We start from the raw sequence: 14,306 nt of genomic DNA on the forward strand, positions 1-14,306 counted from the left end.
AAAGGACTAATCTATAGAGGAAACAGAATAATAAATTACTGTCCATCATGCGAGACATCAATTTCTGATGCAGAAGTGGAACACATTGAGCACGACGGATCTATTTGGCATTTTAAATATCCATTTGCAGATAGAGACGGCGGAATAGAAATTGCAACAACTCGTCCTGAGACAATCCCTGGAGACCTTGCAATTGCTGTCAATCCAAATGATGAAAGATACAAGGATTTAGTTGGCGAATATGTAATGATTCCAGTAATGGACAACAAAAAAATTCCAATTATTGCCGACGAATATGTCGACATGGTATTTGGTTCTGGTGCAGTTAAAATCACTCCATCACATGACCCTAACGACTTTGAAGTAGGTTCTCGCCACGGTCTTGGACAATTAATTATAATGGATGGCAAGGGACATCTAAATGAAAACGCAGGTGCTTATGCAGGTCTTGAAAGATTTGAAGCTAGAAAGAAGATTATAAAAGATTTTGAAGACAAAGGATTCTTCCTTGGCAAAAAAGATCACCACAACGCCGTTGGCCACTGCGAAAGATGTGGAACAGTTATTGAGCCGCTTATTTCTAAACAGTGGTTCGTTAAGATGGAACCACTTGCGAGGCCTGCTCTAGAAGAATATAGAAAGGGAAATCTTAGAATTATTCCTGAAAGATTCGGAAAAGTTTATGAAAATTGGCTCGAAAACATTAGAGACTGGAATATTTCAAGACAGCTTTGGTGGGGACACAGACTTCCAGTTTGGTACTCTGATAGTGACGATGAGATAGTAGTTTCAAGAACTGATCCATCAAACACAAAAGGTCACGAAGGTAAAACTTACACGCAAGATGAGGACACACTGGACACTTGGTTTTCATCAGCACTTTGGCCTTTCTCAACAATGGGTTGGCCAGAAGATACACCGGAGCTAAATTATTTCTATCCAACAAATGTACTTGTAACAGGTTACGACATTATTTTCTTCTGGGTAATCAGAATGGTGTTCTCAGCGCTTGAGCAAACTGGCAAGCTTCCATTTAAAGATGTACTTTTAAACGGACTTGTGCGTGATGACCAAGGTCGCAAGATGAGTAAATCTCTTGGAAACGGAATTGATCCCCTTGATATCATTAAAGATTATGGTGCAGATGCGCTTAGATTTACTCTAGTAACTGGTAACACTCCAGGAAACGACATGAGATTCTACACAAAAAGAGTTGAAGCAAATAGAAACTTCGCAAACAAACTTTGGAATGCGACAAGATTTTTGATGATGAACCTACCTGATGAAGATATTGATTCAAACTTTGATGTAGAAAAACTTTCTTATGCAGACAAATGGATAATCTCAAAACTTCAAAAGACTATTAAATCAATTACAGAAAAAATTGACAAATACGAGATTGGACTTGCAGCTGATGACATTTACAGCTTCATTTGGTCTGACTTCTGCGACTGGTACATTGAAATGGTAAAACCAATTCTTTATTCTGACGATAAAGACATGAAGACAAACACAATGAAGGTGCTACTATATGTGCTTGAAAATATTTTGAAACTTCTTCATCCATTTATGCCATACATCACAGAAGAAATTTGGCAAGCTCTTCCAAATAGAAAAGAGGCGCTAATAATTTCTAGTTGGCCAAAATACGAAGAGAAATTCGTGTTCGAAAAAGAAGAAAAAGCAACAGAATATATTGAAAATGCAATTCGTGAAATTAGAAATGCAAGAGCAGAGATGAATATCGAAAACTCTAAAAAATCTAACACAGTTGTAGTTACAAAGGATATCGAGATTAAAGAAATCTTTGAAAATACTAAGGGAATTTTATTAAACCTTGGTTATTCAAACTCAGTTGAAATAATTGACGAAAAAGATAAGAGTGACAGCGACAATATTTCAATTGTTCTAGACAGATCAGAAATTCTTTTGCCGCTTAAAGAACTTGTGGACTTTGAAAAGGAATTAAAGAGACTTCAAAAAGAAAAGAAAGATGCCGAGTCTGAACTTAAGAGGGCAAAAGGCAAACTTTCTAACGAAGGATTTATTTCAAAAGCTCCAGAAAAACTTGTAAACGAGGAAAAAGAAAAAGTAACTAAGTACGAAGAAATTCTAAAGACAATTGATACGCAAATTGCGAAAGTGGAAGAAAATCTATGAATTACGAAGAAGTAATAGAAAACATTGAGTCGAGAATTGGACAGTTTAAGTCCAGCGGCAATGTTAGAATTAGAGAGTTTTTAAAAAGCGTTGGATCACCTGAGAAGAATTTAAAAGTAATTCACGTTGGCGGAACTAACGGCAAGGGTTCAACGGTTAACTTTTTAAAAGACGTGCTTAAAAAAGATTATAGGGTGGGGACATTTGTGTCTCCTCACCTAATAACTTATAGAGACAGAATTAAAATCAACGATGTGGAAATAAGTGAAGATGATTTTGTAAAAATTTCTGAATTTATTTTAGAAAATGAAAAGACAGTTGAAGAAGAACATGGAAGACTTAACCTTTTCGAATTTCTAACTATTATGGCAATAATTTATTTTGAAAAAGAAAAAATAGATATAGCCATAATGGAAGTTGGAATGGGCGGAAGGGCCGACTCCACAAATATTTTCGACAAAGAAAAATTAATTTCTATAATCACATCAATTTCAATGGACCACATGGAATTTTTGGGAGATACAATAGAAAAAATTGCATCAGAAAAAGCTGGCATAATTAACGAGAACGGAATTATTGTTACAAACAATAGAGATCCAAAAGTCTTAAAAGTTTTGCTTGATGAAGCAGAGGAAAAGCAAGCCTCACTTTACTATTCTTATAACTTGGAAAGAGAAATAATAAAATCAGACTTAAGTGGTTCGGAATTTAAATTAAAACTTGACGACTGGGAAGATTTTTCAACAAAACAAATTGGCGAGTATCAAATTGAAAATGCAATTGGTGCAATATATGCCCTTTATCTTTTAAATAAGAAAAATATTTTAAAGGTAGATTTAGAAGATATAAAAGAAGGAATTAAAAATTCTGTGTGGGCAGGAAGAATGGAAATTGTGTCAAAAGATCCGCTAATTATTTTGGACGGAGCACACAATTTTGACGGAATAAAAAAATTAACAGAGTCACTTCAAAATTTTAAATTTAATAAGCTTCACTTAATTATGTCTGTATTATTAGATAAAGAGCACGCGAAGATGCTTGAAGAAATTTCAAAATTTACTGATGAGGTTATTTTTGTGGACTTGCACTACAAGAGAAGCTCAAGCACAGAAGAATTAATTTCAGAGGCGAAGAGTTTTGGACTAAGTGCAAAGGTTATGGAAGTTGAAGATGCACTTTCTTTTTATAAGAAAAATTATGAAAAGGGCGATTTAATTTTAATCACAGGTTCACTTTATTTTGTCAGTGAAGCGCGTTCAAAAATTTTAAATTACGACTATAGCATTTGAGGATGGGAGACCATCCTTATTTTATAATGGAGGTAATATGAGGGCAGTATTTTTTGATTTAGACGACACGATTCTAGATTCGACGCCAATAAGTAACAGCATATTTTTTAAGATTAAAAATCTTGTAGACCCGAGTCTCGATGACATAGAATTTTTAAAAACTTTTAGAACTATTGCAAGAAAAAATCTCTACAAATATGCCGACTATCCAATAAATGACTTGATTGGTCTTGCGCCAGTGGATCTACTAATGGTAAGTGATGATTATGAATTTGCAGACATTCCAAAGTTTAAGCATGAAATTGCAAGAGATTTAAAGGAAGTCTATAAAGTTGATTTTAATGAGGATGAGTTTTATAGAGAAATTTTAAATATGAGGTATGATTATTCAGTTAAAATTCCTGGAATGATGGAGCTCGTAAGAGAACTTAGAAGTGATGGATATTTAACTAGTCTTATAACAAATGGAGCCTCAGAAGTCCAACAGGCAAAGATTGATGCTGCAAGCATTAGAGATGATTTTGATTATATTTTTGTCTCTGGAGAATATATGGTTGGAAAGCCTGATTTAAAATTTTATAAAATAATTTTAGATGAATCTCACGCATCTTCAAAAGACTCCGTAATGGTTGGCGATAATATTAGAAATGACTGCCTGGCAGCTCTTGCAATGGGGATGCATGCCATTCACTTTGGCGAGGAGTCTAGTAATTATGCCATGACAAATGCAAAGAATGCAGAAGAAGCGAGATATGAAATTTATAAATATTTTAATAGTTTATAAAAATTAAATAATTAGATATTTTATAGTATAATATTTTTAATTTATAAAGAGGTGAGAGTGTGAGAAAGAGTTTTCTTCTAGTTCTCGTTCTTTTAGTTTTTGCTGGTGGATTTTTCTACAACAAATCTAATACTAAAAATAATGAGGGACTAACAAAATCAGAGATGGAAGAGCGACTTAATAGAAAGATTTCCAATGAAGAGTGGAAAGAAATGACAAAAGATGGAGAAGTTGAGATGATTGGCGGATCTGATGGTCCAACAGAAATCTATACAGAAACTAAATAATTTTTTTAAAGAGGCTCAGAGAGTCTCTTTTTTATTTTGGGCATAAAAAAAGATCTACCTCTTAAGATAGATCGATTTGGAGGCGACAGCCGGATTTGAACCGGCGGTAAGGGTGTTGCAGACCCGTGCCTTACCACTTGGCTATGTCGCCGTAACAATAATAAGTATAGCATTTATAAATAAAAATTACAAGTAGAATTTACATAGTTTTTAAAATTATATAAATTCCACTTGTTAATTAAATTATTATTATCTTCTCTTCAATCTTGAAACTTTATAAAGAAGTCCTGCAAAGAATCCATTGGCAATGGAAGTTGGCAAGACAATTAGAGTTACCATTGCATAAATTCCATTTGAAAAAATAGAAAGTACATCGGCGATTCCAACAATTCTGCCTAGTATATATACTGAAGTTAAAAAACAAATACCTGATACAAATGTTGAAATTGCAGAAATTATCCCCACATAAATGATATTTTCTTTATTGTGAGCTTTTATAAAATTAAATAAAGCTAAAAATAAAAACCCAGATAAAAATTTATCTATCATTGATGGCAATTGTCCTGCTGGGAAGTTGGTAGTCATGGCCGTAAGTATTCCTGATGCAATTGTGATGCCAAGAACCTGCCTTTTATTTTCAGAAATAGTGATGGCAATAAACATACACGCCAAGAGGAAGTCGGGTTTTATTCCTGCGCTCGGCATTATGATGTGAAGTACAAGTCCAAGAGCCATTAAAACTGATGAAGTTACCATAACTTTTGTGTTTTTCTTAGTGATTACATTATTTCTTTCTTTAGTTCTTCTTACATTTTCTTTCATTTTTATATCTCCTTTAAATAATTTTTAAAAGATATATAGTATCAAGGAATAAAAAAAACCACTTGCTCCCAAAAAGGAGCAAATGGTAAATTCGCGGTGCCATCCTTAATTGCAAGATAACTTGCCTCTTTCAGATACTAACATATCCTATCTCGATAACGGGAGAAAACCGTCTTAGCTACTGTAATTCGCCTCGCATTCATAGACCCATTCGCTATATTTTAATTTCTGGTTTCCACCAAACACCAGATCTCTATAAATTAAATATATAGTTACTACTTTCTAATCAACATTTTATTAACTACAAATTATACTATGTTAAAATTAAATGTCAAGGAGAAAACAATAATTTTATGATTTAGAACAATATTTCATAAAATACAAAAAATTATATTGTATTTAAAATTATTAATTTTGTAAGTTCTAAAATATTTTCAAACAAATAGTTTTTATAGTACAAAATTAAAATTTCGCTGGGGCTTTTGACCTTTGATTTATTTTCTAATCTGCCAAATTTATTTTTTCTGACGAAGTAGCATAGGTAATCCTCATCGTAGGGCAGGTCTTCTGTATTTATTTCAAGTTTAAAGTCACCTTGCGCTATGAGAGTGTAATTTACATTAGTCTCAAATATTTTTTGGGGAAAATTTGTGTCTCCATCAATTATTAAAATATTTTTATTGAGAATTATGTTTTTTATTGAAAAATCAAATTTGTCGACAGAAAAACTCATCTTATCCTCAATAAAATTATCTAATTTTTCGTGCAAAACAAATAAATTTTTCATATTTGAGATGGAGAATTCAATAATTTCATCCAATGATTTTTCATCTCCAAGCAAATAATCTTTGTAAAGTTTTGAAACATCTCTTCCATTAACATTTCCGAGTTTTATATCAAAAAAATTTAGAAGGCTTTTGTTGGAGTATGAATTTAAGTTAAAGAGGTAATTGTAATTTTTGGCAACTTTTTGCAAATCCATAAACTCTTTGTCAAAACTTTTGTCAAAATAAAAATATAATTTCTCATTAATAAATGGCTTGTCAAAGGAGTTGCCGCTTAAAGTAAAGTATACATCGTCCTTTAAATTATTTTTTAAATATTCAATTATCTTCTCTTCGTCTTTTAAATCTTCTGCAACTAGAGTTTTAATAAAATCAGTTTCTCTTTCTATAACCGATAGGGAGATAATAGTGTCATTATTTTTAGAAAGTCCAGTGGTTTCGATTTTTAAATAACTCTTGGGAGATTTTTTACTTAGCTTAGTAATTATTTTTTTCATACAATCACCACAACTATTATATCATTTCATAAGTTTTATTAGTTAAAAATACTTTTCTTACTTATTTAAAGCTTTAAGCTTAATACATCCTATATAAAAACTTTACATTGAATATATAGACTCTTAATATTTTAAAGATATAATTTTTTTATTATATAAGGAGAGGATTTATGGAAATTAATTTAGTAAATATCTCAAAGAGTTTTGGTGATAAAGAGGTAATTCATCCAACAACTTTCAAAATAGATGATGGCAGTTTTACTACACTGCTTGGTCCTTCTGGTTGCGGAAAGACAACTCTACTTAGAATGATTGCTGGTCTAGAGACACCAGATGACGGAGAGATTTGGATTGATGATTGTTGTTATTTTTCTAAAGAAAAGAAAGTAAATCTTCCTCCTGAAAAAAGAAATTTGGCTTTTGTGTTTCAAGATTTTGCTCTTTGGCCTCACATGAGAGTTTTTGAAAATGTGGCTTTTGGACTTCGCGCAACAGGTGATACAGACAATTTAAAAAGTAGAGTAATAGATGCTCTTAAAACTGTTAAGTTAGATGACTTTTTAGACAGATACCCTCACGAGCTTTCGGGAGGACAACAGCAAAGAGTTGCATTTGCAAGGACGATTGTAATAAAGCCCGGTTGCATACTTTTTGACGAACCTCTTTCTGCATTAGATGCCCTACTTAGAGAACAGATGAGACATGAATTAAAAGATATGACATCTTCTCTTGACATAACTTCTGTATTTGTAACTCATGACCAGACAGAAGCAATGAGCATGAGTGATAAGATTGCAGTGCTAAACGGCGGTTATGTAGAACAGTATGACAAACCTGAAGTCATCTATCACAGTCCAAAGTCTGAATTTGTGGCGAGGTTTGTTGGAAAATCTAATTGGATAGATGAAAATAGATTATTTAGACCCACTGATGCGACAAAAACAAAAATAGACGGTGGACTATCATATGAGCTTACTGTACAAAGCGTGCAGTATCTTGGAGATACTTATGAACTCACACTATTATTTGGCGATAAGACTTGGACATTTAATAGCGACAAAAAATATAGTCCAGGCGAAAAGCTAAAAATATTTGTTGATCCAAAGAATATAATATTTGTAGAAAATTAGGGAGGAATTTTTTAAATGAAAAGAAAATTAATTAGTATAACATTGGTAATACTAGCAGTATTTGCCTTAACAAGCTGTGGTAGCAATAAATCCAATGGATCTGAAAATAAAAATGCAAATAAGGTAGAAGAAGATGGAGAAAAACTTTCAGGTAAAGTCACTGTTTATGTGCCTTCTCCAGCAGGTCTTGCAGATAATTTAGCTGAGAGCTTCACAGAAAAAACTGGTGTAGAAGTTGAACAATTCCAAGGAACTACGGGAGAAATTCTTGCTCGTTTGGAAGCAGAAGAGTCTAACCCTGTAGCTGATGTTGTAATTCTTGCTTCTTGGTCAGATGGATTGACACTAAAATCTGATGGAAAACTAGAAAGCTATGAATTAAAAGAAAAAGACAATGTAAATGAAGGATTTATCGACAGCGACAACACATTATTTGGATCAAGTGCCTCTGCTGTTGGAGTTATTTACAACAAAAATTTAGTGCCAGAGCTTGATGCAGACTGGGGCGAACTTGCAGATCCAAAATATAAAGACATGATTGCAATTCCAGATCCAGAAAAATCAGGAGCAGCAAAAGATTTTCTTGCTGGATTTGTTACAGGAACTGATGATGGAGATAAAATTTTAGAAGACTGGGCAAATAACGGACTTGTAATTCCAGGAGCAAACAAGGCAGCTTTAGAAGCAGTTACAACTGGCGAAAAGGCAATTCTTATTGCTGGCGTTGACTACAATGCATATTCATCAATCGACAAGGGAGAGCCTCTAGAAATTTATTATCCTAAATCAGGAACAGTAATTAATCCACGTCCTGCTATGATTTTAAAGACAGCACCAAATATGGAAAACGCAAAAGCTTTTGTAGATTTTTTGTTTAGCGATGAGGCACAAGAATTAGTTGCAGATGCTTACTTGTTGCCAGCATCTAAAAATATCGAATACGATACAAGAAGTAATCTAAAGGACATTCCAGTAGTTCCTACAGATTGGGACAAGATGATGAGCGTTGCCTCTGATACTGCTTCAAGACTTAAAGAACTTTGTAAATAATTTTAAAGAGGGCTTATGAAAAAAACTCTTAAAGAGAATTGGAAGACGGTCTTACTGCTAATTCTTTTAATATTTTTGATTATTTGCCCACTCATATCTATATTTCAAAAAGCGATCATAGTAGATGGCCAGTTTGATTTATATGGGGTTTGGCAAAAAATCACCAGTAAACAAAATCTAAATACAATTTCAAATTCGCTACTACTTGGTCTTGCAGTTGTAATTTGTTCCACAATTATTGCATCTCCGACGGCTTATATTTTGGCGCGCACTGAACTTTCTAAATATAAATTTTTTGATATAGTTTTTATGATTCCGTTTATGACGCCGCCATACATTGCTTCAATGGGTTGGATTCTATTTATGCAAAAGAATGGACTTTTTCAGCAGCTTTTTGCATCAACTGGGAATTTATCTGAAAAGTTTTTTAGTTTTGCAGGATTAGTTTTAGTTATGAGTCTAAATATTTTTCCGTTTCTCATGACTATTTTAAAAAATGCAATTGTAAATATTCCCGCAAGTCTTGAGGAGAGTGCAGCAGTTTTTGGCGCATCTAAATCTGTCAGATTGAGAAAGATTTTTGCGCCGCTTTTAACTGGAAATTTTGCAATTGGAGCGCTTTTAGTATTTGTAAAAACTCTATCTGAATATGGAACTCCATACACTTTGGGGCGTCGAATAGGTTTTTATGTTTTTACAACGGATATCCCCAAGTACTCCACTACTGCTCCCGTTGATTTTGGAACATCAGCGAGCCTATCATCGGTACTAATATTTATTTGTATGTTCATGTGGCTATTACAAAATCACATAACCAACAAGAAGAGCTATAGACTTGTGGGAGGAAAGGGCACAAGGCCTGTCAAAACAAATCTTTCAAACGCGGGAAAAGTATTTGCTTGGATCTGGATTTTTATAGTCATTTTAATAGCAATTGTTGTTCCGTATTTTTCAATCATAACTACTTCAATAATTAAGTTAAGAGGTTATGGACTTGCTGCGGGAAATTTCACCTTTGATCATTACAAAGAATTATTTGAAACTTCAAAGGCGTTAAAGGCCATAAAAAATTCGATGTTTCTAGCCATATCTTCTGCGACAATATGTTCGGTTTTGGGAACTTTTGTAGTAGTTCACGTCAGAAAATCCAAAGGCTTTATCAAAAAAGCTCTAGAAGGCATAAGTTTAATTCCAGAAATGCTTCCAAGCATTGTAATAGTTTTGGGAATAATGCTATTTTGGAATGCAATCTATAAAGTAATACCGCTCTACAATACATTGGGAATAATGATTCTTTCCTATGTGATTTTGTTTCTTCCATTTACAGTTTCCTATGTCACATCTTCGTTTACGCAGATAAATGAAAGTTTGTTGGAAGCGGGAAGAATATTTGGCGCAGATCCTTCCTATGTATTTAGAAAAATAACTCTACCAATGATTTCGAAGGGGATTTTTTCGGGATGGATGATGATTTTTATTATAGCCTTTAGAGAACTTGTAACGGCAAGTTTAATCGCACCACCAAACACTCTTGTCGTTTCGACTTATATCAATAGAGAGTTTGAACAAGGAAGCGTCTCTTTGGGAATGAGCATGGCAGTTATATGTGTTATAATAACCATCTTGGCACTTGTGATATTTAAAACATTTGTAGAAAAAGAGAAGGCGAATTAAGATGAAACTTAGAATTTGTGGCGGAGTGGGAGAACACGGAAGGAACTGTTTTTATGTCGAAACAGAAGATTTGCGCTTTCTCGTCGACTGCGGAATAAAAATATCTGATATAGAAGATCCGTACCCTCACTTAAATGATAGAGAGATAAATAAACTAGACGCAGTCTTTTTAACTCACTCGCATAATGACCACACAGGTGCAATAAATTTTATATGCGATAGAGGGTTTAATGGTGATATAATCGCATCTTTTGAAACTTTGTCGCAAATTCCGTTTCAAATTAAAAATAAGGTTACACTTGAGAGCATAAGTAAAGGCAAGAGAGCTTTTTATAAGAGAGCTGTAATAGATTGGGGACGAACTGGTCACTGCGCGGGAGCAGTTTGGTATAAATTTTATGAAAAGGACAAGTCAATATTATTTTCGGGCGATTATACTGAGAATTCACTAATTTATGAATGCGATTTATTGAGAAACATAAAGGCAGATTTTGCCATAATTGACTCGGCTTATGGAAAAGATGACACTGACATTTACACTTACAGGAGAAATATTGTTGATAAGACAGAAGAATTTTTAAAATCAAAAAATTTAATTGCATTTCCCGTTCCTAAATACGGAAGGGGAATAGAAATATTTAAAATCTTAAGCGACAATTTAAAAGATGTAGATTATTTCGGCGATCAGATATTTTTAAATTCATTAGAGAAATTTAAGAAAGATAAATTTTGGCATAAAAAAATTCAAATAGATAGAGACATAAATCTATATGATGAAAATGAATCTGGCATAGTATTTATTTCAGATGCTCAGCTTAAAAATAAAATTTCGAGAAGAACTGTTGATAAAATTTTAAGCATGAATGGTACCTCCATCTCAACGGGAACAGTTTATGACGGGACCTATGCAGATGAGTTAGTGAAGGAAGGCAAAATGTATAAACTGAGATATCCAGTTCACCAAAATTACGGCGAATATTTAAAAATTTTAAAAGAAAATAACTTTTTAAATTCAATCCCATACCATTCTAAGAATTTAAATGTTAAGAAGAAAGATTATATAATATAAAAAAGTGAGAAGGCAAAAGTCTCCTCACTTTTTATATGACTTAAAAAACTTTTTGTTAAATTTTATAATATTTGTTTTAAAACTTCATCATAGGCTTCGCGCATAATTTTTATTGACTTTCTTGCCTCTTCTTCTGTAAATGTTAGAGGTGGATTAAAATAGAGGATATCTCCAATTGCTCTTAATAGAAGACCTTTCTCCAGTGCCTTTTTATAAATTTGGTATTCAAGTCTTATTTTTGGATCGAATGGTTCTTTAGTTTTTCTATCTTTTACAATTTCAAGGGCGTTTATCAGTCCAATTTGTCTTATCTCACCGATATTTTTTTCATTTTCAAATTCATCGCATATCATTTTATTTAATTTTGGCGCAAATTCATTTGCCTTCTCTAAAGTATTATTTTCTTCTAAGAAGTTTAATACTCCGATTGCGGCGCTTGCTCCAAGAGGGTTTCCGCTATAAGTGTGGGAGTGCATAAAGGCAACGTGAGCGTTGTAATCTCCATAAAAAGCGTCATAGATTTTATCTGTTGTAATAGTTGCAGCCATTGGCATAAATCCACCAGTAAGTCCCTTTGAGATAGTCATTATATCAGGAGTGACTTCTGCGTGTTCCATGGCAAAGAACTTTCCAGTTCTTCCAAAGCCGGTTGCGATTTCATCGCCAATAAGTAGTACGCCATATTCATCGCAAAGCTCTCTTAATATTTTGATGTACTTTGGAGGATAGATTCTCATTCCGGCAGCTCCTTGAAGCACGGGCTCAATTATTATTGCTGCAGTTTCTTTTCCGTATTTTTTAAAATCTTCTTCCACAAAACATCTGCATTCGATATTACAAATTTCTCTATTTTTATTAAATGGACATCTAAAACAATCAGGAGCCTTGACGTGAATCGCATCCATTAGCATTGGTTTATAAATTTTTGAATATAAATCCATTGAACCCACAGATAATGCTCCAATAGTTTCGCCGTGGTAACCGTCTGATAGACACATAAATCTTTTTCTTTTAGAGTCTCCAATTTGTTTGTGATATTGAAATGCCATCTTTAATGCGCACTCAACTGCTGCAGATCCATTGTCTGAAAAATTAAATTTACTTAGGCCCTTTGGCAGATATTTTATAAGTCTGTCGCATACTTCGACTATAGGAGGGTGGGTGAAGTTTGCAAAGATTACATGCTCAAGCTTATCAAGCTGATTTTTTATGCTGCTTGTTACGGCTTCGTTAGTGTGACCAATCAAGTTGCACCACCATGAACTCACTACATCTATGTATTCCTTACCGTTTACGTCTTTTAAATAAACGCCGTGACCTTCTTTAATTACAATTGGTGGAAGTTCTTCGTAATCTTTCATTTGTGAACATGGATGCCATATATATTTTAAATCAAGCTCCTGCAGCTCATCCATACTCATTTCATTATAGTTTTTCATTTTGTCTCCTTTACTTCATCTAAAATATCCGTCCACTTAAAGTCATATCTCTTTTGTAAGTCTCCATTGTGCTCACAAATTGCAAGTACCTTTTTGCCACTTAGCTCTTCAATGCATTTTAAGTTATCTTTATCCATCCAAGAATCGTCGTAATTATTTAAGATAACTCCTTTTACTTCTATTCCAACATCTTTTAGATAATTTAGCGTAAGAACTGTGTGATTTATTGTACCAAGGCCTGCATCGGCAACTACGATTGTAGAAAGACCCAAAGTTTTAATTACATCTTCTAGCATAATTTTTTTATCTTTTTCAAAATAGATTGGACAAACTATGCCTCCTGCACCTTCCATGAGGAGTGCGTCGTATTTTTTAAGCTCTTCAAAAAATCTTTTTTTGATAAAATCAAGATCTATCTCGACATTTTCTTTTCTGGCAGCTAGATGAGGTGAGACTGCATCTTTAAAGATATAGCAGACCATTTCATCAAAGGTTGCACTCAAGTTATTTAAGTCTTTTACAAACTTTGCATCTCCCGGAATTAAATCTTCTCCTTCTGCACCAGAAAGTGCTGCTTTAAAGTAACTTATATCTACGCCTTCTTTTTTTAATTCTTTAATGAGATTTGCAGAAATATAAGTTTTTCCCACGTCGGTTCCTGTTGCTGTTATAAAAATTCCTTTTTTCAAAATATAGCCCTCCTTAATCTCTTTGCTATTGGTATAGAAACAAGGCATAAAAATAAATCAGCTGGCATTGGAAGTAATATACAGTAGAGCAAAACATTTTTTATTGTTGATGGATTGCCCAGATAAAAATTTGAAATTAAATAAAAATAAATTGCTCCCAAGAGATAGACAGTTATTATATTTATAAGCCCTGCGATAAAAATATTTTTGTTGTTATAAACTTTATTTTCCATAAATTTGCCTGCGAAGTATGCACCTATGGCAAAGCCAATTAAGTATCCAAAGCTTGGGCTAAATATATAAGAAATTCCTCCGCCTGTTGTAAATACAGGTAGACCAATTAGCCCCATGATTACATAACTTAGAATGCACATAAGAGCAACATCGCCACCGAGAAGTAGTCCGCACAGATTTGTAAATAAAAATTGGAGCGTAAAAGGTATGTAAGGTATGGGCACCTTAATTTGAGCACCAATTGCAATTAAATCAATAAAAAGCGAACTCTTTGTCAATTCCTTTGTTGTCATTTTTCTTTTTTTTAAATTTAACATAAATTCCCCCTTTTCCTATAAAAGTATATTGAGTTTAAAATATTTTGTCAACCTAAAATAAAATAAAGATAACAATAAAT

General features: G+C 33.3%; 13 protein-coding genes, 1 tRNA gene and 1 other annotated feature. Of the genes, 8 read left to right on the forward strand and 6 right to left on the reverse strand.

Annotated elements, in window-relative coordinates; all coding sequences use genetic code 11:
• From ACOX6R_RS04870 to ACOX6R_RS04885, 4 genes are all read left to right on the forward strand, one after another.
• Positions 1-2,160: valine--tRNA ligase (locus ACOX6R_RS04870; protein WP_433447842.1), on the forward strand; the 2,160-nt coding region annotated here is incomplete at its 5' end.
• Positions 2,157-3,449: a bifunctional folylpolyglutamate synthase/dihydrofolate synthase gene (locus tag ACOX6R_RS04875; RefSeq protein ID WP_433447844.1), complete on the forward strand. Its 1,293-nt coding sequence runs from the start codon at positions 2,157-2,159 to the stop codon at positions 3,447-3,449. The genes ACOX6R_RS04870 and ACOX6R_RS04875, both read left to right, overlap by 4 nt.
• 37 nt (positions 3,450-3,486) lie before the next feature.
• Positions 3,487-4,233 carry an HAD family hydrolase gene (locus tag ACOX6R_RS04880; RefSeq protein WP_433447846.1) on the forward strand — a complete coding sequence of 249 codons (747 nt, stop codon included), beginning with the start codon at positions 3,487-3,489 and terminating at the stop codon, positions 4,231-4,233.
• Between the two features lie 59 nt (positions 4,234-4,292).
• The gene (locus tag ACOX6R_RS04885; RefSeq protein ID WP_433447848.1) at positions 4,293-4,520 is read left to right on the forward strand and encodes a hypothetical protein; all 228 of its coding nucleotides are present in this window, start codon (positions 4,293-4,295) and stop codon (positions 4,518-4,520) included.
• 77 nt (positions 4,521-4,597) lie between these two features.
• Here the strand turns inward: ACOX6R_RS04885 and ACOX6R_RS04890 are convergent.
• The 3 genes from ACOX6R_RS04890 to ACOX6R_RS04900 form a co-directional block, all read right to left on the reverse strand.
• Positions 4,598-4,671: transfer RNA gene (locus ACOX6R_RS04890), tRNA-Cys, on the reverse strand.
• Positions 4,672-4,769: 98 nt separating this feature from the next.
• Positions 4,770-5,342, reverse strand: coding sequence for a tryptophan transporter (locus tag ACOX6R_RS04895; protein WP_433447850.1), 573 nt, complete (start codon positions 5,340-5,342; stop codon positions 4,770-4,772).
• A 71-nt stretch (positions 5,343-5,413) separates the two neighbouring features.
• Positions 5,414-5,641 (reverse strand) — a binding site (T-box leader).
• An 89-nt stretch (positions 5,642-5,730) separates the two neighbouring features.
• Positions 5,731-6,624: a ribonuclease H-like domain-containing protein gene (locus tag ACOX6R_RS04900; RefSeq protein WP_433447852.1), complete on the reverse strand. Its 894-nt coding sequence runs from the start codon at positions 6,622-6,624 to the stop codon at positions 5,731-5,733.
• A 170-nt stretch (positions 6,625-6,794) separates the two neighbouring features.
• Between ACOX6R_RS04900 and ACOX6R_RS04905 the strand changes: the two genes are divergently transcribed.
• From ACOX6R_RS04905 to ACOX6R_RS04920, 4 genes are read left to right on the forward strand one after another with little or no spacing between them, the layout of a single operon-like run.
• Positions 6,795-7,754: an ABC transporter ATP-binding protein gene (locus ACOX6R_RS04905; RefSeq protein ID WP_433447854.1), complete on the forward strand. Its 960-nt coding sequence runs from the start codon at positions 6,795-6,797 to the stop codon at positions 7,752-7,754.
• Between the two features lie 15 nt (positions 7,755-7,769).
• A complete protein-coding gene (locus ACOX6R_RS04910; RefSeq protein ID WP_433447856.1) occupies positions 7,770-8,804 on the forward strand; it encodes an ABC transporter substrate-binding protein in 1,035 nt (344 codons plus the stop codon).
• Positions 8,805-8,819: 15 nt separating this feature from the next.
• Positions 8,820-10,478: an ABC transporter permease gene (locus ACOX6R_RS04915; RefSeq protein ID WP_433447858.1), complete on the forward strand. Its 1,659-nt coding sequence runs from the start codon at positions 8,820-8,822 to the stop codon at positions 10,476-10,478.
• Position 10,479: 1 nt separating this feature from the next.
• Positions 10,480-11,547: an MBL fold metallo-hydrolase gene (locus ACOX6R_RS04920; RefSeq protein ID WP_433447859.1), complete on the forward strand. Its 1,068-nt coding sequence runs from the start codon at positions 10,480-10,482 to the stop codon at positions 11,545-11,547.
• Positions 11,548-11,609: 62 nt separating this feature from the next.
• Here the strand turns inward: ACOX6R_RS04920 and bioA are convergent, their stop codons facing one another.
• Genes bioA through ACOX6R_RS04935 form a run of 3 tightly spaced genes read right to left on the reverse strand, consistent with a single transcriptional unit; the run spans position 11,610 to position 14,226 of the window.
• Entirely contained in the window at positions 11,610-12,986 is a 1,377-nt protein-coding gene (gene bioA, locus ACOX6R_RS04925) for an adenosylmethionine--8-amino-7-oxononanoate transaminase (protein WP_433447861.1), read from the reverse strand.
• Positions 12,983-13,675 carry a dethiobiotin synthase gene (gene bioD, locus ACOX6R_RS04930; RefSeq protein ID WP_433447863.1) on the reverse strand — a complete coding sequence of 231 codons (693 nt, stop codon included), beginning with the start codon at positions 13,673-13,675 and terminating at the stop codon, positions 12,983-12,985. Before bioD ends, bioA begins: the two co-directional genes overlap by 4 nt.
• The gene (locus ACOX6R_RS04935) at positions 13,672-14,226 is read right to left on the reverse strand and encodes a biotin transporter BioY (protein ID WP_433447865.1); all 555 of its coding nucleotides are present in this window, start codon (positions 14,224-14,226) and stop codon (positions 13,672-13,674) included. Before ACOX6R_RS04935 ends, bioD begins: the two co-directional genes overlap by 4 nt.
• Between the last annotated feature and the right edge of the window lie 80 nt (positions 14,227-14,306).

This window comes from Peptoniphilus sp. (assembly GCF_050943655.1).
Taxonomy (GTDB): domain Bacteria; phylum Bacillota; class Clostridia; order Tissierellales; family Peptoniphilaceae; genus Peptoniphilus_A.

Coding starts and splice junctions, on each gene's coding strand:
- ACOX6R_RS04875 (WP_433447844.1), top strand. CDS start 2,157: ATGAATTACGAAGAAGTAATAGAAAACATTGAGTCGAGAATTGGACAG.
- ACOX6R_RS04880 (WP_433447846.1), top strand. CDS start 3,487: ATGAGGGCAGTATTTTTTGATTTAGACGACACGATTCTAGATTCGACG.
- ACOX6R_RS04895 (WP_433447850.1), bottom strand. CDS start 5,342: ATGAAAGAAAATGTAAGAAGAACTAAAGAAAGAAATAATGTAATCACT.
- ACOX6R_RS04900 (WP_433447852.1), bottom strand. CDS start 6,624: ATGAAAAAAATAATTACTAAGCTAAGTAAAAAATCTCCCAAGAGTTAT.
- ACOX6R_RS04905 (WP_433447854.1), top strand. CDS start 6,795: ATGGAAATTAATTTAGTAAATATCTCAAAGAGTTTTGGTGATAAAGAG.
- ACOX6R_RS04910 (WP_433447856.1), top strand. CDS start 7,770: ATGAAAAGAAAATTAATTAGTATAACATTGGTAATACTAGCAGTATTT.
- ACOX6R_RS04915 (WP_433447858.1), top strand. CDS start 8,820: ATGAAAAAAACTCTTAAAGAGAATTGGAAGACGGTCTTACTGCTAATT.
- ACOX6R_RS04920 (WP_433447859.1), top strand. CDS start 10,480: ATGAAACTTAGAATTTGTGGCGGAGTGGGAGAACACGGAAGGAACTGT.
- bioA (WP_433447861.1), bottom strand. CDS start 12,986: ATGAAAAACTATAATGAAATGAGTATGGATGAGCTGCAGGAGCTTGAT.
- ACOX6R_RS04935 (WP_433447865.1), bottom strand. CDS start 14,226: ATGTTAAATTTAAAAAAAAGAAAAATGACAACAAAGGAATTGACAAAG.